Genomic DNA, 22,527 nt, shown 5'->3' with positions numbered 1-22,527 from the left:
AAAAAAGCAAGGGCTTTGGCTGTTAAAATGAGGAGAAAGTGGTGAGAAAAATGTCGATACTACAACAAATTCTATTATCCTTGATACTTGCTGGGTGTGCAACTGACCCAAGTGTTTCGGAGGGCGAGCCGACCGGCGAGGATCCAAGTGGTGATGATTCGGTGGTGGAGCAACGCGTAGAGCCAAGTGATGAGCTTCGCTTGAGTGCGCGAGAACTCTTTTTCTTGCGTTACGATCAAGAGGAGTATCAAGTGGCCATCCGAGGTGGGCGCATCCAGCAAAGCCAAATCCCTGCTAGTCAAAGCCCACGGCAACTGGTCTATCGCCTTGATGATGCCCCCTTGCGCCTCTTTGCTCGACCTAATTATCCTCAACAGCTAGCATTACAGATGACAAGCGAGCAACAGCAATATTACCATGGGCGATTATTGCGTCATTTTTTTGTACAAGAGAGTCCGCTCGTACAGGTTGATGAGGCGTTGGTGTGGTTGCGCTGGCTTGAGAGTTTTGTCTATAATGCCGAAATTCTCACCAAAAAAGAGGATGCCCTTCAATTTTTCCAAGATCCTGATCGCTTGCTCTCTAACATCAATCCTTTTTTCTACATTAATTACGATGGCAAGCTCTTCTCGGTAGATTATTTAACCATCCAAGAGAACCAGCTTTGGCAAAAGCGTATCAGCTTTACACCGACGGGGGAGATTACGCGTCTTCAACAAGACCCTCTGGATTTGGAGCGACGCAGTGGGCTATAAGAGGATCTGGGTGGTGATGTTATTAATAAGTTTTTTGAGTTGCACCAAGAAAAAGATTGATTATCTCCAGCTACCCGAACATAGCATCATTAGTCAAGATCGTTACTGGGGCGTGGTGCGCGTGCCTTATTTACGCTTGAGCGCAGGCATTGTCGACGAAGGACAAATTGAGGGCATTTTGCGCGCCGGCGACGTAGTACACATCCTTGAGATACGTTCGGTATATCAACAGGAGGCAGGATTTTGGCGCGATTATTATCATGTGAAAAGTGTTACCTCTACGCTCACCGGGTGGATTACCAGCGACGCGCTAGAGCTCTTCTTATATGAAGAGGCGGCGAGGCGTAATAGCGATCGTTTTCGTCAGCGTGATGGTGCTTGAGTGTGATGACCTTTTGTGTGGATAAATTGAAGCAGATTAACCTCTAGGCTAGGCATTTGGCAAAAAGCGTTGCTCATTTGGGTAAAGAATGTGGTAGAGATGGCGAAGAATTCCGCTAAGTCTACGCAATTTTCCCGATTGAATTTAGCTTGTAGTGTTGCCCAATGTTGATGATCGGGGTGGGCATAGAGATCGGCGAGGTGGTCGTTTAGCGCGTGTACCTTAACATGGTGATACTCTTCTTCTTGCCGATAGGCTTGCCACAAAAAGGGTTTTCCTGCGAGTACGGCACGGCTCAAGCTATCTTCTCCACGAATAAAGAGTGCATCAGCAACCAGAAGTAATCGATCGAATATCGCTTGGCTACAACGACGCTTCACCAACCAAGCATCTTCTATGGTGGTAGGAGATGCGCCAATTTGGATGATGGCAAAGTGGTCAAGCAGTTGGTGCAGGAAGGTCTCGTTAATTTCGTACAGATATAATAGAAGCCACGGTCGGCTTAGATAACTTTTCGGAAGATCCAACTCTACACTAAGTTCTTTCTTGGTAAGAGAAGGATGACGCTGAACAATCTCTTTCTCTTCGATAAAATCGCCATGCGTAAGCGAGCCTTGTGCGGTGAAGCTCGGAAAGAAGAAGAATTTTTTGCCTGCGGGATTCATGCCAAACGACTCTAAGCCATGATAGTCGTTGATCCAAGATTCAGCGGTGAGGTACTCGAGGTTTATGATGATGGGTGGTAGCGGATAGTCTTGCGGTAGGGTGCAGGCAAAGGCCTCGATGGCGACGTCGGCAGGCATGGCTTGGCCGGATGCACTGGTGTAGGGTAAGAGCGCGATACTCTGTTGATCGTGGGTAGGATGAAGGGCAAGAACTAAGTCGGGGTGGGTGCAGTAGAAGCGTAGCGTGAGGCTGGGTTTGCGCTGTTTGAGCGCTCTGGCTAGGCGATAGGTTACAGCGACATCGCCAAAGTAGTCGATAACCTGACAGAAGAGATCAATGTTCACGGATCTGCTTCCGGTAGAGCTTGCGGATCTGGCTAAGGTCGGCTTGGGTGGTGGCATCGCGAAAATCGGGGTATGTCCAAGGCAGAATTTGCCAACGCTTTTGGCTATAAAAGAGCGTCAGCTCGCCGTAGATGCCCGATTGTAGGGCAAAGCGATGCGCCACGCTCTTGGTGGTGGCTAAAATGAGCCTCCCTGTATTGATGAGACCGGGGTCAAGGTTGATGGGACGATAGCCAGCGTGCATAAAGGTTGCCTCGATGGCGTTGGTTTTTATTTTGATCTCGGCGAGTGCTTGCGGATCTATCAATCTTTCCACACTGATAAATTGACGAAAGACCGTCCCGCCCATCTCTTTATCATAATAAGGAGAGTGGTCGGAGAAGGTGTAGGTATCGCTGACAAAATCTAGCTCTCCCCATGTCTGGACGATCGTCTTTTTGGCATCCTCGGCTTGCTCTTTATCGCGAAAGAGTAGACCCATCATCAACTTTTCTGGTGCAAATGGCGTAATGTTCCCCATAGCATCCCCTTATTTATCAAAATAATCTCTATTTTAGCCGAATCTTACAGAGAATGCAAGTATTGCCTATTGAAAATTTTGATGAAATCGGGTTTACTGTAGGGTATCGTGGAAAAGTTATATTACGCAACCTGTCAACTCTTTTTTGAAGATCTCTTAGAACAAGAGCTCACCACCTTGGGCGCCACTTCAACCGAACGTTCGGTGGGGGGAGTCTTCTTTAACGCTAGCGAGCCAGTAATGTATCGCGTCTTGATTCATGCACGCACTATCGCGTCGTTACGCTTGGTGTTGCTACAGTCTGATATTAGTGAAGCGAAGGATCTCTATCAAAAGTCGCTCTCGATTGCTTGGTTTGAGTATTTTAGTCAAGACGATCTCTTCGCCTGTCATGTGAGTTCTTCGGGTAAGAACATCGCCCCAGAGAACTACTTGATGCTGGTGATGAAGGATGGCATTGTCGATAGCTTTCGCAAGATTGGCCGTGCACGCCCCAATATCAACAATGAATTAGCTACACATTATGTCCACTTACAGGTAGTGGATAATCATATCGTTATCGCGCTTGAGCTTGAGCATGAACTCTTCAAGCGTGGTTATCGTACCAGTTTGGACGAAGAGAATCAGGAGATGGCTAAGGTTAAGCTTATCAAAAAGCGCAAGAGTCATAACCATCCTGCCCCGCTTAAAGAGCACTTAGCCGCCTCGCTGCTTTACCGTGCGCACTGGTTAGAAGAGGTGGAGCAGTCGCCCGATAAGATCTTCTACGACCCGATGTGCGGTAGTGGCACCATCGTGATTGAGGCTTTTATGATGGCCTATCAGATGTCGCCCCAGTGGCTACGCCAGCGTTGGCGTATCAAGCATTGGCGTGGGTTCAATGCCACGTTGTTCGAACAAGAGTGGAAGGCGATGGCGCTGAAGTACCATCAGCTTTTGAGCGAGCATGCGGGGTTGACCTTTTGGGCATCGGACAAAAACGAACACGCCGTTGCCATGACACGTCTTGCTACGGAGAAGCTAGGAATTGCGCCTTATATTAAGGTGTTTAATCAAGATTTTTTCGACACCAAGCGCCCGCCCAAAGCAGGGTTTATCCTCTCCAATCCTCCCTACGGCGAGCGTATGGGTAGCCGTGATGACGCCAATCGCCTTTATGCACAGTTGGGTCAGCATCTCAAAACCCAATACCAGCAGTGGCAGGTGGCGCTCCTTGCCCCTGATAGCGATATTTTACGCTGTTTGGATATTCGATCGGAGCGCATTAACACCTTCTTTAATGGCGCAAAACGCGCGGTCTTGCTTCGCTTTATGATTGAGGATCGTGAGGAGCAACGCTTTGTCTTGAGCGATGAGGCACAGGAGCTTAAAGCGTTGATCAGCGAGCAGTTTGCGCGTCGTAAGGCAGAGGCGCAAGAGCTTTATGCAACGAACGCCTTTCGTTTCTACAATGCAGAGAGTCCGCTCTACTCGGCAACCTGTGAATATTTTGCCGGTGCGGTGGTGGTGCAGGAATTTGTGGTGTATCGTAGCAGAGAGGAGCAAGCTCCAGCGGTTAAGCAGGTGCGCACTACGGAGTTTTTACGCATTATTCAAGAGGTTACGGGGCTACCTAAGATGGATATTTACCATAAACAGCGCCGACCGGCCTCGTCTAAGAGTCAGTACGATAAGGAAGCTTCGGTGGATGCGCTACAGCGTGTGGTGAAAGAGGGTGGGCTCGAATTTATTGTCAACCTCTCTACGTATATTGATGTGGGGCTCTATTTGGATCATCGTTATCTTAGGCGCGAGGTGATGAAGCGTAGTCAAGGTAAGCGATTTTTAAATCTCTTTAGCTACACCGCCTCGATGAGTGTGGCAGCTGCGGTGGGCGGAGCGATTCAGACGGTCTCTGTGGATGCCTCTAAAACCTATCTTATACAGGCAAAGAGTAACTTTGAACGTAATCATATTGATTTAGAGGGGGGTAACCATCGCTTGGTTCGACGTGATATTAAGAAGTATTTACGCGAGTTAGAGAGCGAAGAGTTCGATATGATTTACCTTGATCCGCCCACCTTTAGTAACGGTAAGGGGCGTGATGCGCTGGATATTCAGAAGGATCATGGGGCGATGATTACGCATTTGATGGATTTTGTTTCGCGTGATGGGGTACTCTACTTTTCGGTGCATTATCGCCGTTTTCGCATGGATGAGCGCATTCTGCGTAGTTATAATGTTACTGATTTGACAAAAGTCTCGCATGATAAGGATTTTGATGGCCGCTTGGAGCACTATTTGTGGTCGGTGGAGCATCGGGTGTAGGGATAGTTAGGAAGGGGTATGGCAGGCAGAAGAAGTAAGCGATACATGCGTAATACACGTAATCGTAGTCAGTTGCACGGTAAGATTAGCGTGCAGGGGGTGGAGATTTGGCGTCATTTTTTTTGGGCGACATCCTTAGAGAGTGGTCTGCTTGAGCCATTTTTGCTCGAATTTCTTCTGCTCAACCCTGATCACAAAGAGCGAAAACAACAGCCCTACTTTCATGCTAAGGGATCCTCGTTTGCGATGGTGCGCGTGGTGCGCCTCTTGGATGGTAGCCATCCAGCGACGTTTGTAAGCATGCAGGAGGTGGAGCTTAGTAATCATATTTTGTCGCTACGTTTTGGACGCAACGTCTGTTTGGAGGATGCCTCTACGGGGCAGATTGTTACGCTGGATAAGGATATTGGCGTGCGTTTCGGTCTGGCGAGTGCCGGTAGCGCGAGTTGGGAGCTTCAGATAGAGAAGAGCCAAAGTTATGGTTATGGGTTTATTGCTAGCCGATGGATTACAGCGTATCGCTTGGTGGGAATGAGCTGGCATGTGGGCGGATTAAAGGCAACCTTTGATGGGCGTCTCTTTATGGATGAGGATGAATTTAAGGTACATGCCTCTACCAGCTATGGGTATCAAGATAAAATTTGGGGTGGCTACATTGGGCAAGAGTGGGCAAAGCTCTACGGTGGAGCGCTCTACGATGCGGATAGTGGGCAGGAGGCGAAGAGCGATTGCTTGACGATCTTTCGGCATCAACAGATTTTATTAGGCAAGGTAGATGGGCATACGTATCGCTTTATCTATGTGCATGAGGGCGTGCTGTACGACTTTTCTTCGGATCAAAAGAAGACGATCTATGCGTTTAAAGAGAGTAAAGATGCCGATATATACACGGTGATGCTGGAGGCAATTACGGCGCATGAGCGCTTGTTGGTTACCTTGCGCTTTTCTCTTGATGCGCCCAAAACATTGGAGTATCCTTACGTGCAGGGCGGGAATTTACGCTTACGTTTAGCCACACCGGTTACAGGCGAGGTGGAGCTCTTTCGATTAATGCCTCTTAATGGGTGGCAACGTGATGTGCATCAACGATTAAATTATGCTCTTTACGAGAGTAGCTCTCTGCCATGAGCGATATCACGCCCGAAGAATTTCATCATTTATTGATTTTAAGCGAGCAGTATCTCTTAAATGATGGCTGGGAGCTTGCTTCCAGTGCGTTGGTGCAAGATATTGCGTCAGTAGATGAGAGCGTGGCGCAAGACTACTCTTTTTTAGCAAAATTTCAAGATGATTCTACGGAGTTGGACGAAAAATTTGTTGAGCAAAAGATATCCGTAAAAAATGATGCAAAGCCTACGATTCAGACCCCTAATGGTTGGAGTGATCTTATCGATTATATTAGAAAGATCGGCTATGATACTCCACATGATGAGTATCGATTACGCCCGAAGGTGATGATGATTGTTTCGTATGCACAGGGCAAGTTTGCTGAGGTAAAAGCCTATGCGCAAAAGTGGATGCAGGCGATTGGGCTTGGGCTGGAAGATGTCTATTATACGACTGTTTATAAAACAACGCACGCCCAGCACGATATTTGTTTGAGCGAGGAAGAGGTCGCAATTATTAAGCAAGAGATTGCATTGATTGCTCCGCAGTATTTGATTTTGGGTGGAAGGCTTGCCTATGAGGCGCTTTTTAGCGCGCGACCTTCGGTGAGCAAGGCAAGAATGCGCTTGCATACCTATGAAGGAATTGCTACGATGGTAACGTATGATCCGCAATTTGTTTTACAGTATCCGGTTTTGCGCGAGGATGTCTGGGCAGATTTAAAACGCTTACAGGCGTATATGGGTAGAAAGCGCGAGACTCACGGGAAGTGAGTCTCGTTGAGAAAAAGGACGCCTTGATAAAATCGTTTAGGCATTAAGGGTGGCGATGACATCCTTCATCTGTACGATAATATACTCTACGCCGTCAAGTTTAAATTGATTGGCAGCGTATTTGTCGTAGATGACTTTATCGCCGACTTTAACTTTGATTTTTTCATGATCGTCGCCAATGGCTACAACTTGTGCCACGTGCGTCTTTTCTTGGGTGGCGCTATCTGGAATAAAGAGACCTGAAGCAGTCTTCTTCTCGGCAACCTCCATTTTTAGTAGGACACGATCGGCTAAGGGTGTAATGTTCATTCTTCACTTTTCTCCATTTTGGCTGATTTATCTAAAAATTGCTAGTATTATAATACTAAAGAAGGCGATAATCGTCAAGCTTTTTGGCGAAAAATGCTAGGGATGGAGCGATTGATCGTCTTGATTGGGGTGGGTGTGGGGGATAAAGCCCGTGTGGTGGTGCATCATGAAGTTGTAGCGGAGCATGAAGTTGGCGTAGGCGATGCGAATATCTTGATTTTCTGGGGCAAAGCGCAAGGCTTTTTCGTAGGAGGATTTGGCCTGTTTAAAGTCGCCAAGTTCGTCGAGGAGTTGGGCTTTGCAGAAGTGGATGGAGGGATCTTTTTTGATGTAGCGAAGGCTCTGATTGTAGGCATGAAGCGCGCCAAAGAGGTTACCGTCTTCGTGGAGAAGGGAGGCAAGGAGAAACCAGATATCGCCGTTGTTGTTTGCTTGGGCGAGGGCCAACTCGCAGTCGATGATGGCGAGATCTTTGTGATCGAGGAGGTGGTGCACTTTGGCACGATTGAGGTAGAGAAAGGAGTACTCTAATTGAAAGCGATCGATGGCGGTATTGTAGACCTCGAGGGCGTGCTCGAAGGCGAGGAGCTCTTCGAAGAAGAGGGCGTAGCTATTCCAGAGTTCGGGATTTTGAGAGTCTAGGGTGAGAGCTGTTTGGAAGTCGATGCTGGCTTTGTCGTACTCTTTACGCATTTGGTAGACGATGGCTCTGGCGTGATAGCTCCAGGCGTCGGGGGAGTGGCTGATGGCTTTGGCTGCGTAAAAGGATGCTTCATCGAGGTGAGATAATTCGGCGCAGAGCACGGCTAAGAGTGCCCATGGGGTGTGGTCGAGGAGGATGTGGCGAAGGGAGAGGAGGTAATCATAGGCACCTTGAAGATCCTCTAACTCATAGAGCAGGAGCGCTTTTTCAATATAAGCCTCTGGAAGTTGGGGGTCGATGAGGAGCGCTTGCTCGATGGCGCTAAGGGCGTGCTTAAACAACGAGAGCTCCTTGGCAATGAGAGCGTAGTCGAAGTAAGCATTATAGGAGGGTTCATACTGATAAATGAGCTTGGCAAAGGCAAGCGCTTGTTTTAGGTCGCCCTCCTCATAGGCTTTGTCCATAAGGATCTGAAGAAGAGCAACGTCGGTGGTTTGCATATTATCTATCATTAATGGAGTCATTGTAGAATAAAAAGAGAGAAAATGCAAGCCTTGGCTCTAAAAAAGAGGTGTTTCTGGTGTAAAAGATATCGCCTAGAGTGAATTTGCACCGACAAATTTACGATAATCATAAAAGCGAAGATCAAAAAAAGAACCAAAAGCCAGAAAATCCCCCGCGCACAATCATATGGAAGGCAAAAGTATTTTTATTCTAGGAAGAACGCTTGCATGATATTGAAAGATGTGTTAAGATAAGGAATAGATAGTATAGACTAGATTTTCAGCTAGGATAATTCAGCCAATATTAGAAAAATAAGAGGATTGACCATGAAAATTAAGAACAAAGCAGTAACAGTTATCTCCCTTACGCTTCTTGTTTCTATCTCCCTGCTAACGATTTTTACGCTTGTTGCTGTCAAAGATATGGTGAATAAACGTAGCATCGTGATGGGTAAACAGTACACCGCGATGATGGCTGCTTTGGTTACCGAACAATTAGTAACGGTGCGTACCGAGGCGTTTATCAATCAGTTGCAATTGACGAATTATCCTGATGAGCGTAGTGAGCGACGTCAGTGGTTGAGTAGAGCGCTACGTAATTATAGTCTTGGTACAAAGCTTTTTGATGGTGTTTGGGCTATCTATCTCCCCAATGCCTTGGATGGCTTAGACGATCAATTTATTAATAACCCTGAATACTTTGGCGATGACCGCGGACGCGTGCAAATGTACGCGCGTAATGGCGAGGTAACCTTTTTGGGGGCTCGCTTTGATGATATTGATGATCATGAGCGTATTAATTTAGTATTGAAGAATCGATCGCCACAGGTAACTTCTCGCTTATATGGTGATTTTGATAGTCGGGTGAATATCGCGCGCACCGGCTATTCTGTTATTCTTCCCATCGAAGACCCTGTAACGCGCGAGGTGTATGGTGTATTGGGTATTGATGTGGCTGCTGATTTTCTCTACATTCCTTTTGGTCGCTTTGAGGTGCCGATGCCGGCGGCCTTTCATGCGGTATCTACGGACAGCGAACGCTTAACCCTGATTAACCACAGTGTGCCTGATTTTATTGGTACGCACTTTGTTGATAGATTAACGGCAGAGGAGTCGCGCACGATTACACAAAATATTACGCGAGGAAGTGCTTCCGATGTCTTTGTGATGGAGAGACAAATTCCTAGTGTGCTAGGGGATGGAACCTATCGCCACGGCTACACCTTTTACGCAAAAGTCACCATGCCTGGTCGAGATCCCGCGCGTGAGTGGATTGTCTACTATACTGTCTACGATGAGGATATGCTAGAGGGCGTGGCTGAATTTAGGGCCATAGTTATTGGTGGGGTTATCGGTATTTTAATTCTGCTTGTCTTCGTTATTACGGTACTGATGTCGGTTATTTTGCGGCGCTTAGATGTTACCAATCGGGCAATTGCCTCGGTGGCTGCTGGTGGTGGTGATCTCACGCGACGCATCGATCGTCAAGGCAATGATGAGCTTACCGATCTTGCGGGTAACTTTAATCAATTTACAGAAAATCTACAGGGGATCATCAGCACAGTTAAGTCCAATACGAGTGGCTTGAGCAAAACATCTAACATGCTTAATGTAGAGATGGAGAGGGTGAGAGAGGATCTTGATGGTATTCGTGGCATCATCGATGCGCTTAAGGTGAGTGTAGATGAGCAAGTGACTGACTTAAGTGATAATAATAAGATTGTTACAGACTTAGTTAATCATATTAGTAATCTTGATGATCTCGTTATTACACAGGCTGCCGGGATTACGCAGAGTTCTGCAGCGATTGAAGAGATGGTCTCTTCGATTAACAGTGTAGATAAGATTGTCAATATTATGGCTAGCCAGTATCGCGAGTTACATCTTGCTGGTGAAGATGGGCGCGACAAGCAGGCATTGGTACGGGAGCGTATTCGTGAGGTGGTGAAGGGTTCGGTTAAACTTCAAGAGGCGAATGCGATTATTGAAGAGATTGCGAATCAGACGAACCTTCTTGCAATGAATGCCGCCATTGAGGCTGCGCACGCCGGTGATGTGGGCAAGGGTTTTGCCGTTGTTGCCGATGAAATTCGTAACCTTGCCGAGAGCGCGGCATTACAGAGTCAGAATATCGGGCTAGAGCTAAAAGCAGTGCATGAGACGATTGCTGGCATTGAAGAGGCCAGCAATGAGGGTGAGATCTCTTATACTAAAGTGTTTGATGGGATTAGTAATCTCTCCAGCTTGGTGAATCAGGTGCAAGGGGCGATGAGTGAGCAGAGTGCGGGGAGTCAGGAGGTTTTAAAGAGTCTTAAGATGATTACCCAAAGTTCCCAAGAGGTTAAGGATGCCGCTAGCAGTATGCGTTTTGGTAGTGGTGCTATTATTAGTATGATGAAGAAGCTTACCGAGGAGATTCAAAATGACCGACAAAATGCAGATAATGTAGAGGCTATGACCGAAAACATTATGAGCACAACGAATCAGCTGGGGCGCTTGGTGGAGGATAATGATCACAAAATTAATGAAGTTACCGAGATGATGGATAAATTTAAGGTCTAAAGAAAAGAGTGGGGTTAGGGCGATGCGCGCTGACCCTATCAGCGATGAAGGCATAGGGGTAGTTGGGTAGATGAAAATAAAGACGCGTGTTATTTTTTGGATTTCTATAACGTTAATGATTACGATGACGGTTTTTGTTCTGGGTATGAGCCTTTTGGCACGAAGAATCATTATTAATCGCAATATTAGCCTTGCCCAGCAGTATGTGGTTACCATATCTGGTGCGGTTGCTAGTCAAATAGACTTTGTGGAGAATGAGGCCGAGATGTTGGCGCGAGCGTTAGTTAATTATCCAGCAAACCCCCTTGAGCGCAGGCAGTGGTTAGCGGGGCAACTCTCTGATGCAAGTTATCGAAAGGCGCATATTGATGGCATTTGGGTGGTGATGTTACCCAATGCGTTGGATGGCTTGGATAATATTTTTGTGAATGAGCCTGCCAGTTTTGGTGACAATGAGGGGCGGGTGCAAATGTATGCAAGTGATGGTGATGTGCGTTGGCTTGGCGCCAGAAGTGAAAATATTGATCGCCATACGATGATTCAGCGTGTGATTGAGGATCGACAGGTGCATATATTAACGCGCATGCGCGATGACTTTGATACGAGTGTCAATATTGCACGTAGTGGCATTACCATTATGGTGCCTATTGAGAGCGAAAAGAGTCGGCGTATTTATGGTGTGTTGGGTATCGATATTTCTTCGGATTTTATCTTCTCCCCGCTCTCTAAGTATGCCACATCATTAAATATTCCAGCTAAAGCAATCGTGAATGAAGAGCTGACGATGCTCTTTCATACTAACCCCGAGTTGATTGGTGCTAGCTTTACCCAGCGTGTACCGGATACAGCTAATCAAGAGGCATTGATGAGTATGGCTAATACGACGCTTATTGCGGATAATGAGTCGTTGCTCTTACACTGGAAAGTGGATCCTGAGGGTAATGGTCGCTATGTGAAGGCTTATAATTTTTTCTCTCCTGTGAGAGTAACTGAATCAAAGCAACGTTGGCTTGCTGGTTTTAGTGTTACCGAGAAGGAGTTACTTGTTGGGCTTTCTGAAATTGTTTTCTCGTTAATTATTAGTGCGATTATTGATATTGTTTTAGTTGTTTCCTTGCTTATTGTGATTATGAGTGGGATTTTATTACGGTTGGGCGTTTTACGAAAATCTGTCTCACAGACGGCGGGAAGTCGTGATTTAACCCAGCGTATAGAGCTGACAGGTAGTGATGAGGTGGGTCAGATATCTGGGAATTTTAATCAATTTTCGCAAGTATTACAAAAAATTATTTTGCAAGTGAAGAAGAGTATCAAAAAGATTGAGAGCAGTTCACAGGGGCTTAACCGTGGCGTATATCAGGCAGAGAGTGATGTTATGTCTTTGAACGGTGCGATGGAGGGCTTAAAGCGAGCTGTCGGGGATCAACGACAGACGGTGCAAGAGAATAGTCATACGGCGCAAGAACTTTTTGGCGATATTGCAAAAATTGATGATCTGGCTGTTACGCAGGCCTCAAGTATTACGCAAAGTTCCGCAGCGATTGAAGAGATGGTCTCTTCGATCAACAGTGTCGATCAGATTGTCAATAAGATGGCTCAGCAATATCGAGATCTCTATGAGGCTGGCGAGATTGGGCGTGAAAAACAGACTTTGGTGCGTGAGCGTATCCGTGAAGTGGTGAAGGGTTCGGTTAAGCTACAAGAGGCGAATGCGATTATTGAGGAGATTGCTACCCAAACAAACTTACTGGCAATGAATGCTGCGATTGAGGCAGCACATGCTGGTGATGTGGGTAAGGGCTTTGCGGTGGTTGCTGATGAAATTCGTAATCTTGCGGAGAGTGCGTCTGAACAGAGCAAGAGTATCGGTATGGAGCTGAAAGCGGTGCATAAATCGATCGCTGGTATTGAGAGCGCTAGTAATGAGAGTACGCGATCCTATCTTGCTGTCTTTAATAGCATCGATAATCTCTCTAGTTTGGTGAATCAGGTGCAGGGAGCAATGCAGGAGCAGAGTGTGGGTAGTCATGAGATTTTGAAGGGATTAAAGATGATTACACAAAGTTCCCAAGAGGTGAAGAGTTCTGCTAACAGTATGCGTGTTCAGAGCAAGCAGGTCGTGCAGGTTGTCGATCTTGTCTCACAAAACATGCGGGATAATGATGGGAAGGTTGATGTGCTGGTTGCCCAGACCGAGGCAGTACGCGATAAGGTGCTTCAGTTGGTTCGTTTAAATCAAGATAACCAAGTGCGTGTTCATGAGGTTACTCAGATGATGCAGAAATTCCGTGTATAGTGAGTGTGTATAGATGGCGATTTTAGAGAGTAAAAAGGTGAGATTCTATGAAAATTAAGACACAAACCACATGGTATGTCATGGTGACGTTAATTATCTTGCTTAGTAGCTTGTCGGCATATGCAATTAAGGTTGTATACGATAAGATACTGCAGACAAGCATGGAGCGAGCCGAATCGCACGCGATTACCATGGCTACTGCGGTGCAAGAGCGTGTCGATTTAGTGGCTACGCAGGCGGATGTTTTACAGCGTATTCTTACTAATTATCCAGATAATCCCAGTGAGCGAAGACCCTGGTTAGCGCAACAATTACGTAGTGCGAGCTTGGATCAAGCTGATATTGATGGCATTTGGGTGGTCTTTTTACCTAATGCGTTTGACGGTCTTGATGATTTATTTATTAATGATCCGCTTAATTTTGGCGACGAAGCCGGTCGGGTACAGGTGTATGCCGAAGATGGAAAGATTACTTTTCTTGGGGCTGATTATCGTGATTTGGAGAACGATGCAGCCATTTCTTCGGTGGTTACCGAACGTCGTCCGCGGGTGCAATCACGACTTTATCCTTCCTTTAACCAACACTTGCCCATTGCGCGTACTGGTTTTACGATTATGATTCCCATTGAGGATCCTAAGACGCGTGAAATTTTTGGGGTTTTAGGGTTTGATATTCCTTCTAGTTATCTCTTTAGTGCTTTCTATGAATTTGAAGAGCCTATCCCGATGCAATTTCATGGTGTAACGAGTTTTAGTGCGGTATTTTTAAACCATAGTATTCCAGAATCTATTGGCAATGTCTTTACCGAGAGTTTGACGATGGAGCAGAAACGAGAGTTTGAGTGGGCATTTGAGCATGAAATTCGTGAGCCTAATGCGCCACCGCATACGCACAACCTCATACGTAAGGATATCGATCCTAACCGTCCGGGCACGAGTTATTCTTTTATGTCGATAGTGAAGTTGCTTGGCGATAACGAAACGTTGGTGGTCGGGAATGTTGATCGTTGGTTGGTTGTGTATACGGTACACAAAAAGGATATGCTTGATGGGATTGTTCTGTATCGTCGCGCAACTGTTGCGGGTATGTTGGCTATTCTAGCGATATTGGCTGTGGTTATTAGTTACATTGTTAATCGTAATTTTAAGAATTTAGATACAATTAACCGTGCGGTAGAGAGTATTGCGCGTGGCGAAGGTGATTTAACTCAGCGCACGGCTATTCGTGGTGAAGATGAGGTTGCAGAACTCTCTATTGAGTTTGATCGTTTTGTAGGAAACATTCATGATACGGTGAGTAGTGTGCAGGAGGATACGCGTTTATTATCGCGTACGTCTACCATTTTACAGGAGGAGATGGAGCAGGTGCGTCAATCTCTCACCGATATTCAACGAGGAATTTCTGAATTGGTTACTAATATTGAATCAAAATTGGTGGATATGGTTATAGAAACGAATAATACGGTGAGTTTGGTTACGAATGATGTGAATCATTTGGAGACGCTTATTTCTAGTCAATCTTCAGGAGTAACGCAGAGTTCGGCAGCGATTGAGCAGATGGTGGCTTCAATTGGTAGTGTGAATAATATTGCGCAAGAGGTGGCAAGGCAGTATCGTGAGCTCTACTTAGCGGGTGAGGATGGGCGAGAGAAGCAGTTGATTGTGCGTGAGCAGATCCGAGAGGTTGTTAAAGGATCGGCGAATTTGCGTGAAGCTAATGCAATTATTGAAGAGATTGCGAATCAGACGAATTTACTTGCTATGAATGCGGCGATTGAGGCTGCACATGCAGGTGATGTAGGTAAGGGCTTTGCGGTGGTTGCTGATGAGATTCGTAACTTAGCCGAGGGCGCTGCGATACAGAGTAAAAGCATTAGTGATGAGTTGGCTATAGTTCATGAGACAATTGCTAGCATTGAAGCTGCCAGTGATGAAAATGAAAAAGCCTACGAAGAGGTCTTTGGTGCGATTGAGGGGCTCTCCAAATTGATTAGTCAAATTGAGGAGGCGATGCAAGAGCAGAGCATTGGTAGCCAAGAGGTGATGAAGAGTTTACGCATGATCACCCATAGTGCATATGACGTAAAAGATATGGCTAGCAAGATGAAGCGAGAGGGCGAGGCGATTACTTACTTGACCAAACGTTTCTCGGATAAGATGGGTAATGATAAGGCTGATATTGAAAATTTGGTGCGGGTGATTGACAAGGTGATCCAAACTACCAATGACTTAGATACGATTGTAACGAGAAATTACGACTACAGTAATGGAATTAGCGAGGTGATTGGTAAGTTTAAGACATAAAAGAGCTTACTCCTTTAAAAATAAAAAAAGATAGCCTTTGGGTTATCTTTTTTTTGTTATGGATTAAAAAATTGCTTTGGTATGATAAGTATTATCTGCTCTCTATGTCAATAGCATAAAAGAGGATATATTGGGGAATTTTGTTGAATTTTATCCTTTTTTGAAATAAAATACAATATGTAAAATTTCAAAAATAAAGGGAGCATGCAATGAATATCTCCGCAAGAGTGGTACTTTTTCTTGGGACTGGGTTGATGATTTTAACGTTGCTTGTCAGTAGTATTGTGATTGGGCAGGTACGCGATATGGTGATGAAGCGCAGTTTGAGTATGGGGCGTCAGCATTCGTTGATTTTGGCTTCTGCGATTGAGAGTGAACTTTTGATGGCCATTGATCAGGCGATCACGATTCAATCTTTTTTACCACATTATCCAGAAGATACTTCGCTACGTAGGGAGTGGCTGGCGCATATTTTGGCGGATGCTAGCGAATTGAATAAGGGATGGGATGGGGTTTGGGTCATTATGGAGCCTAACGCCTATGATGGTTTGGATGAGTCATATATTGATGATGCACAACATTTTGGTGATGATCAAGGGCGTATTCAAGTGTACGCGCGCAGGGGGGAGAGTCGGTGGTTGGGGGCTAACTTTGCTGATGCACAGGGTTATTCGGTATTGCAACAAGTGCGTCAAGAGCGCCGACCGGCAATTATCAACAAGCACTATCATAATTTTCCGCGTAGTAGCTTAACAATTGCGCGCACGGGAACGTCGATTGTGGTGCCTATTCATAACGAGGAGACAGGCGGTATTTATGGAGTTTTGGGGATAGATATCTCTAATGAGAGCATTTTTCATTTTTTGCGTAAATTAGATTATCCGATGGAGCCTCGCTTGTATGGGGTGATTACGGGTAATTTTACGGTGCTAGAGCATAGCGATGAGGAGTATATTGGGCGAAAATTTCAAGAGTTTTTGACACAAGACGAATTTAATGTCATGAAAGGAATTTTTGATAAGGTTGATAAAGAACAGCATCATTCACATGCGATACAAAGAGATTTGAATGTTCTTGGGCGACAGACACGTGGCTATACATTTGGGACAATTTTGCATCTACCGGGCGTGCAGGATAGCTCTTGGATGGTGCTTTGGACGGTTACTGAGCAGGAGATGTTGAAGGGAGTTCCCGAGTTATCGCGCTTTTTGGGCTTTTCTTTGGTGATGATTATCGTGGTGATTGCGGTGCTGACGTATATTGTTATGCAATTGGTTTTGATGCCGTTAGTGGCGATGAATAAGGCGTTGAGCATGATTGCGCGCGGTGGTGGTGATTTGACACGGATGATTGAGATTAAGCGAGAGGATGAGGTGGGCGTGGTTGCGGTGAGCTTTAATAGTTTTATTACTAAGCTTAAGGAGATTGTGGTACAGATTAAGCAGAGCATGGTGGATTTGACGCATAATAGTAATGCGTTGCGTCGGGAGATGGGACACTCGGAAGAGAATTTGGAAGATGTTCAACTTGCGGTGAATAAAATTGTGGTAAACGTGCAGGGACAGCAGGTGGTGGTGGAGTCTAGCCAGAGAAATACGGCAAGCTTGATTACGAGTATCGATGAGATGGCGGGGCGCACGCAGGAAGAGGCAACGGCGATTGTACGAAGTTCTGCCGTGATTGAGGAGATGGTAGCCAATATTCAGAGTGTGGATCGGATTGTGCGACAGATGGCGAAGGAGTATGAGGTGTTGCATAAGGCTGGAGAGGTGAGTCGTAATCAACAAGGGGTGGTGCAGGAGCGCATTCGCGAGGTGGTTAAGGATTCTGTGAAGTTGCAGGAAGCCAATGCAATTATCGAGGAGATTGCGACGCAGACGAACTTATTGGCGATGAATGCAGCGATAGAAGCAGCACATGCTGGCGATGTAGGAAAGGGCTTTGCCGTGGTTGCTGATGAGATTCGTAATTTGGCAGAGCGAGCGACGGTACAAAGTAAGGATATCAGTATGGGGCTACGCGCGGTGCATGAGACGATTGGTGGCATTGCTGGAGCAAGTCGAGATAGCCAATCGAGTTTGGATGCGCTTTTTGCGGGGATTGAGGATGTCTCTGGGTTGATTAAACAGGTGCAAGAGGCAATGCAAGAGCAGGCGCAGGGCAGTGTGGATGTCTCTAGGAGTTTGTCTTTACTTACACATAGCGCGCAAGCAGTGCGAGAGGCCTCTCAAGAGATGAGGCATGAGGGACAGCGTATTGAACAGGATATGAAGAGCATGGTGAGGTTTATTGCACAGGATATGGAGTCGGTGCAGATTGTGTGCGATGCCACCGAGCGCATCACGACCAGTTTAGGGGTGCTCAAAAAGATGGTGGTGAGCAACGAACAAAAGATTGAAGGGGTGAACAAACTGATGAGTAAATTTAGAGTAGATGAAGAAAAACGTTAAAAAGAAGGGTTTATGTACTTGCTTTTTTTTAGGATATATGTTATGATAATGTAAATGATCAATTTAAAGAGATGATCTTTAAATAAAGATGGGATGCTTACTTGATGCAAAAGGCAAGCTAAGCCGCTTCCAGAATTGAAATTAATTTGTCTATTTTGATGGATTAGTTATATTTTGTGGCTAGTAAGTCCTCCCTTCGACGATAATTTATTGATTTAAATACATTGAATGGAGGAAACAATCAATGGCAAAAGAGAAGTTCGTGCGTACGAAGCCACACATTAATGTTGGAACCATTGGACACGTTGACCACGGTAAGACAACATTAACCGCAGCCCTTTCAGCCTACTGTGCACGAAAGAACGGTGGTAAAGAGATGAAATACGATGATATCGATAACGCCCCAGAAGAGAAGGCGCGCGGTATCACGATTAACACTCGACATATTGAGTATGAGACCGAAGCGCGTCATTATGCTCACGTGGACTGCCCAGGTCACGCCGACTATATCAAAAACATGATCACAGGTGCTGCGCAGATGGACGGTGCTGTCTTGTTGGTTGCTGCCGATTCTGGTCCAGAGCCACAGACTCGTGAGCATATTTTGCTTGCTAAACAAGTAGGTGTACCTAATCTTATTGTCTTCTTGAACAAGATGGATCTTGCCGATCCTGACTTGGTAGAGTTGGTAGAAGAAGAGGTTAAAGATCTTCTTAAAAAATACGATTATCCAGACGATGTGCCTATTATTCGCGGTTCTGCCTTTAAGGCGATGTCTGCAATTGATGATCCAGAAGCTACGCAACCTATCGCCGATCTTCTCCATGCAATGGATACTTACTTCCCTGAGCCAGAGCGCGCCATCGATAAGCCATTCTTGATGCCTATTGAAGATGTCTTCTCTATCTCTGGTCGTGGTACGGTTGTTACTGGTCGTATCGAGCAGGGTGTGATTAAAGTGGGCGAGGAAGTCGAAATCATCGGTATTCGTGATACCCAAAAGACCACGGTTACGGGTGTGGAGATGTTCCAGAAACTGCTTGATCAAGGTCAAGCTGGTGATAACATTGGTGCGTTGCTCCGTGGTATTGATAAGAAGGCGGTTGAGCGTGGTCAAGTTTTGGCTAAGCCAGGTTCTATTAAGCCACACACCAAGTTCAAAGCAGCTATTTATGCATTGACCAAGGGTGAGGGTGGACGTGAGAAGCCCTTCTTTACGGGCTATCGCCCACAGTTCTACTTTAGAACAACCGACATTACTGGTGCTGTAGAGCTTACTGGTGGTAAAGAGATGGTGATGCCTGGTGAAAATACCGAAATTTTGGTTGAGTTGATTCACCCGATTGCTATGGACGTGGGACTAGGCTTTACGATTCGTGAAGGTAGCCGTACGGTAGCATCTGGAAAAATCATCGAGATTATGGATTAATTTGGTGATTTAATAAGGCAATATATAAAGGCTCCTGCAGGAGTGGGAGTCTTTTAGTTGAGGAGAATTGGGTGAAAAAAGATAAAATGCGTGTTCAATTACGCGGATTTGATACGGAGTTGGTAGAGAAATCTGCGCAAGAGATTGCCAAAGTAGCAAGAAGCAATGGAGCTAAGGTTGCTGGGCCAATCGCCTTGCCAACCAGAATTCAGAAGTACACAGTGTTGCGCTCTCCATTTGTCAATAAAAAATCCCGCGAGCAGTTTGAGATGCGAACGCATAAGCGTTTGGTGGATATTATCGATCCAACTCCTGCCGTGATGGATGCCCTTATGAAGCAGGAATTGCCTGCTGGTGTAGACGTTTCCATTAAGTAGTGGAATAGAGAGGAGTTCGTTGCCCCATAGATGCACTAAAAGTTTTTTAGTATGGCGATGGATTTTGCAAGGTTGGAAAGAAATATACGGAAAAGTCCGAGGTAGAATTTGATGATTGGGCTTATTGGTCAGAAAATTGGAATGACACAAGTGTTTGATGACGAGGGAGTATTGATTCCAGTAACCGTTATCAAAATTGAACATAACGCGGTGGTAGGCGAAAAGACAAAAGAGCGCGACGGTTATAGTGCCGTTGTCTTGGGGTCGGTTGATGTAAAACCTTCTCGTGTAACCAAGCCTTACTTGGGTCAGTTTGGGGATGGGATAGCTCCTAAGCGTCATTTAATTGAGTTTAGGGATTATGAAAAAGAGTGTAAGCCAGGGGATCACTTTGGTGTAGAGATTATGGACGGTGTTCGCTTTGTTGATGTCGTTGGTACAAGCAAGGGTAAAGGTTTTGCCGGTGTTATGAAGCGCTACAACTTTGGTGGTGGACGCGAGACGCACGGTTCTAAATTTCACCGTGAGCCTGGATCAACGGGACAGAGTACAACTCCTGCTAACACGAAAAAAGGTCGCAAAATGCCAGGACGTATGGGTGGCGATCGTGTAACAGTTCAAAATTTAAAAGTGGTGCGTTTAGATGCCGAAGCAGGTCTTTTATTGGTGCAGGGCGCAGTTCCTGGTCCTAAGAAGAGCATGATTGTGGTGCGTGACGCCAAGAAGAGAGGTTAGTGGTGGACAAGAAAGTTTACTCTATTGATGGTAAAGAAAAAGGCAAGGTTATCCTTAGTGATGAGGTCTTTGCAATTGAAGTCAGTGAAGGTTCCATTTACCACGCTATTCGTAATGAGGCTGCTAATCGTCGTGTGGGCACTGCTTCTACCAAGACCAGAAGCGAGGTCAATACCAATCACCAAAAACCGTATCGCCAGAAAGGCACTGGTCGCGCCCGTGCTGGTCGTCGCAATAGCCCTGTTTGGGTGGGTGGTGGTACCGCTTTTGGTCCTAAGCCTCGCGATTACTCTTACTCTCTACCTAAAAAGGTAAAGCGCCTTGCGCTCAAGAGTATCCTTGCGATGAAGGCCTCTGATGACGATGTCTTTAAAGTGGTAGAAGATTTCACGATTGCCAGTGGTAAAACCAAGGATTTACGTGTGATTTTGCATCACTTTTTTACACACGAGCGTGCTGTGGTTATCATGAAGGATGACGATATGATGCTAAGAAGAGCGGGTCGAAACTTTCCTAATGTAAGATTTTTGGCTTACAATCGTCTAGAAGCGCATGAGCTTTTCTATGCGAAGAAAGTTTTGATCTTAGAGACCGCTACGCAAGAGCTTGGCAAATTTTATGGAGAACGATAGATGAAGGCAGATGAGATTCTTATTAGACCGATTTTAAGTGAAAAATCGAGCCTTTTACGAGAGGCAAAAAATAAAACTTATGTCTTTCAGGTTGCCAAGCAGAGTAATAAGATCGAGATTATGAAAGCGGTGAAGACGATGTTTAACATTGAACCTCTCTCTTGCTCGATTGTGAATGTGCGTGGTAAAAAGAGAGCGAATATTCCTTATCGTGGTAGCGTTAAGCGCGGGCATGGTAAGACAGCTTCGTGGAAGAAGGCTTATGTCGTGCTTCCTGAAGGCAAGACTATTGCTGAGTTGGAGGCATAAAGAGAGTTATGGCAGTAAAAGTATATAATCCAACATCTAATGGACAACGCAATCGTCAGAGTTTGACCTTTGAAGAGTTGACTGGACACGAACGTACCAAGAGTTTAACGAAGGGTAAGAGCGAGAGTGCTGGTCGATCGAATGGTCGTATTTCGGTGCGTCGTCGTGGTGCGGGACATAAAAAGTCGTATCGAACCATCGATTTTAAGAGAAATAAAATCGGCATTCCCGGTAAAGTTGTCAGCGTTGAGTACGATCCTAACCGTTCGGCATTTATCTCGTTGATTAATTATGTGGATGGTGAGAAGCGCTATATCATCTGGCCTAAGGGCTTGAAGGTGGGCAGTGAGATTATCGCGAGTGAGGATGCTCCGATTGAAGTTGGTAATGCGCTTCCTTTAGAGAAAATTCCTGCAGGGCGAAACATTCACTGTATCGAGCTACATCGCGGAAAAGGCGCACAGTTGTGTCGTACTGCCGGCGTGGGCGCTACCTTGGCAGGTATCGACGGTGATTATGCGATTGTGAAGTTGCCTTCGGGTGAGACGCGCTATGTGCACAAAAAGTGCTATGCTACGCTTGGTGAGGTGGGTAACGAAGACCACATGAATATCAAGCTTGGTAAGGCTGGGCGTAATCGCTGGTTGGGTAATCGCCCTAAAGTTCGTGGTGTTGTGATGAATCCTGTTGATCACCCGCATGGTGGTGGTGAAGGTCGTACCTCGGGTGGACGCCATCCAGTAACGCCATGGGGTCAACCTACGCGCGGTTACAAGACACGCAAGAAGAAGAACAACACTGATCAGTTCATTATTAAGAGACGTAAGTAGGAGAGCGGTATGTCGAGATCTGTTAAGAAAGGTCCCTTTATTGCCCAACATTTGTTGAAGAAGGTTGAGGCGACCAAAGCAAGCGATAAGAATCGCAAAAATATAAAAACATACTCCCGATCATCTACGATTATTCCAGATATGGTAGGCTTGACGATTGAGGTGCATAACGGTAAGATTTTTGTTCCTGTCTATGTGACAGAGAATCTAGTTGGGCACAAGCTTGGTGAGTTCTCGCCAACACGTATCTTTCGCGGTCATGCTGGATCGGACAAGAAAGGGAAGAGGTAGTAGG

Annotated in this window: 20 protein-coding genes; 16 read left to right on the top strand and 4 right to left on the bottom strand. The window is 45.8% G+C overall.

Annotated elements, in window-relative coordinates; translation table 11 throughout:
- Positions 1–41 precede the first annotated feature (41 nt).
- The gene (locus PVA46_RS06965) at positions 42–755 is read left to right on the top strand and encodes a hypothetical protein (protein WP_167696016.1); all 714 of its coding nucleotides are present in this window, start codon (positions 42–44) and stop codon (positions 753–755) included.
- 16 nt (positions 756–771) lie between these two features.
- On the top strand, positions 772–1,137 hold the full coding sequence (locus tag PVA46_RS06960) for a hypothetical protein (protein ID WP_167696015.1): 366 nt from the start codon (positions 772–774) through the stop codon (positions 1,135–1,137).
- On the opposite strand, the gene earP is transcribed toward PVA46_RS06960, so the two are convergent.
- Positions 1,119–2,147, bottom strand: a complete 1,029-nt coding sequence (earP, locus tag PVA46_RS06955; RefSeq protein ID WP_167696014.1) for an elongation factor P maturation arginine rhamnosyltransferase EarP — start codon at positions 2,145–2,147, stop codon at positions 1,119–1,121. The genes PVA46_RS06960 and earP overlap by 19 nt on opposite strands.
- Entirely contained in the window at positions 2,137–2,667 is a 531-nt protein-coding gene (locus tag PVA46_RS06950; protein WP_167696013.1) for a DUF4416 family protein, read from the bottom strand. The genes earP and PVA46_RS06950 overlap by 11 nt, the downstream gene beginning before the upstream one ends.
- A 108-nt stretch (positions 2,668–2,775) precedes the next feature.
- On the opposite strand from PVA46_RS06950, the gene rlmKL reads away from it, so the two are divergent.
- Genes rlmKL through PVA46_RS06935 form a run of 3 tightly spaced genes read left to right on the top strand, consistent with a single transcriptional unit; the run spans position 2,776 to position 6,854 of the window.
- Positions 2,776–4,974, top strand: coding sequence for a bifunctional 23S rRNA (guanine(2069)-N(7))-methyltransferase RlmK/23S rRNA (guanine(2445)-N(2))-methyltransferase RlmL (gene rlmKL / locus PVA46_RS06945; RefSeq protein WP_167696012.1), 2,199 nt, complete (start codon positions 2,776–2,778; stop codon positions 4,972–4,974).
- 18 nt (positions 4,975–4,992) lie between these two features.
- Complete coding sequence (locus tag PVA46_RS06940) at positions 4,993–6,102, top strand: hypothetical protein (protein ID WP_167696011.1); 1,110 nt, start codon at positions 4,993–4,995, stop codon at positions 6,100–6,102.
- Complete coding sequence (locus PVA46_RS06935; RefSeq protein ID WP_167696010.1) at positions 6,099–6,854, top strand: uracil-DNA glycosylase family protein; 756 nt, start codon at positions 6,099–6,101, stop codon at positions 6,852–6,854. Before PVA46_RS06940 ends, PVA46_RS06935 begins: the two co-directional genes overlap by 4 nt.
- A gap of 36 nt (positions 6,855–6,890) precedes the next feature.
- Here the strand turns inward: PVA46_RS06935 and PVA46_RS06930 are convergent, their stop codons facing one another.
- Together PVA46_RS06930 and PVA46_RS06925 are read right to left on the bottom strand one after the other, a co-directional pair.
- Complete coding sequence (locus PVA46_RS06930; RefSeq protein WP_167696009.1) at positions 6,891–7,163, bottom strand: co-chaperone GroES; 273 nt, start codon at positions 7,161–7,163, stop codon at positions 6,891–6,893.
- A gap of 96 nt (positions 7,164–7,259) precedes the next feature.
- Positions 7,260–8,318 carry a tetratricopeptide repeat protein gene (locus PVA46_RS06925; protein WP_167696008.1) on the bottom strand — a complete coding sequence of 353 codons (1,059 nt, stop codon included), beginning with the start codon at positions 8,316–8,318 and terminating at the stop codon, positions 7,260–7,262.
- A 318-nt stretch (positions 8,319–8,636) separates the two neighbouring features.
- Here PVA46_RS06925 and PVA46_RS06920 point away from each other — a divergent pair, with 318 nt between their 5' ends.
- The 11 genes from PVA46_RS06920 to rpsS all read left to right on the top strand — a co-directional run bounded on the left by PVA46_RS06920 (position 8,637) and on the right by rpsS (position 22,523).
- Positions 8,637–10,871 carry a methyl-accepting chemotaxis protein gene (locus tag PVA46_RS06920; RefSeq protein WP_167696007.1) on the top strand — a complete coding sequence of 745 codons (2,235 nt, stop codon included), beginning with the start codon at positions 8,637–8,639 and terminating at the stop codon, positions 10,869–10,871.
- 70 nt (positions 10,872–10,941) lie between these two features.
- Entirely contained in the window at positions 10,942–13,167 is a 2,226-nt protein-coding gene (locus PVA46_RS06915) for a methyl-accepting chemotaxis protein (protein WP_167696006.1), read from the top strand.
- 47 nt (positions 13,168–13,214) lie between these two features.
- Positions 13,215–15,470: a methyl-accepting chemotaxis protein gene (locus tag PVA46_RS06910; protein WP_167696005.1), complete on the top strand. Its 2,256-nt coding sequence runs from the start codon at positions 13,215–13,217 to the stop codon at positions 15,468–15,470.
- Between the two features lie 209 nt (positions 15,471–15,679).
- A complete protein-coding gene (locus PVA46_RS06905; protein WP_167696004.1) occupies positions 15,680–17,920 on the top strand; it encodes a methyl-accepting chemotaxis protein in 2,241 nt (746 codons plus the stop codon).
- A gap of 244 nt (positions 17,921–18,164) precedes the next feature.
- Complete coding sequence (gene tuf, locus PVA46_RS06900; protein WP_167696003.1) at positions 18,165–19,349, top strand: elongation factor Tu; 1,185 nt, start codon at positions 18,165–18,167, stop codon at positions 19,347–19,349.
- 71 nt (positions 19,350–19,420) lie between these two features.
- Entirely contained in the window at positions 19,421–19,726 is a 306-nt protein-coding gene (rpsJ, locus tag PVA46_RS06895; protein WP_167696002.1) for a 30S ribosomal protein S10, read from the top strand.
- A 111-nt stretch (positions 19,727–19,837) separates the two neighbouring features.
- Positions 19,838–20,461, top strand: a complete 624-nt coding sequence (gene rplC, locus PVA46_RS06890) for a 50S ribosomal protein L3 (protein WP_167696001.1) — start codon at positions 19,838–19,840, stop codon at positions 20,459–20,461.
- Positions 20,462–20,463: 2 nt separating this feature from the next.
- Positions 20,464–21,093 carry a 50S ribosomal protein L4 gene (gene rplD, locus PVA46_RS06885; protein WP_167696000.1) on the top strand — a complete coding sequence of 210 codons (630 nt, stop codon included), beginning with the start codon at positions 20,464–20,466 and terminating at the stop codon, positions 21,091–21,093.
- Positions 21,094–21,402: a 50S ribosomal protein L23 gene (gene rplW, locus PVA46_RS06880; protein ID WP_167695999.1), complete on the top strand. Its 309-nt coding sequence runs from the start codon at positions 21,094–21,096 to the stop codon at positions 21,400–21,402.
- A gap of 8 nt (positions 21,403–21,410) precedes the next feature.
- Positions 21,411–22,232 carry a 50S ribosomal protein L2 gene (gene rplB / locus PVA46_RS06875; RefSeq protein WP_167695998.1) on the top strand — a complete coding sequence of 274 codons (822 nt, stop codon included), beginning with the start codon at positions 21,411–21,413 and terminating at the stop codon, positions 22,230–22,232.
- Positions 22,233–22,241: 9 nt separating this feature from the next.
- A complete protein-coding gene (gene rpsS / locus PVA46_RS06870) occupies positions 22,242–22,523 on the top strand; it encodes a 30S ribosomal protein S19 (protein WP_167695997.1) in 282 nt (93 codons plus the stop codon).
- Positions 22,524–22,527 lie beyond the last annotated feature (4 nt).

This window comes from Entomospira culicis (assembly GCF_028748145.1).
Taxonomy (GTDB): Bacteria; Spirochaetota; Spirochaetia; order WRBN01; family WRBN01; genus Entomospira; species Entomospira culicis.
Note: the sequence above shows the minus strand (reverse complement) of the source record. Positions and strands in the feature narration are given on the sequence as shown.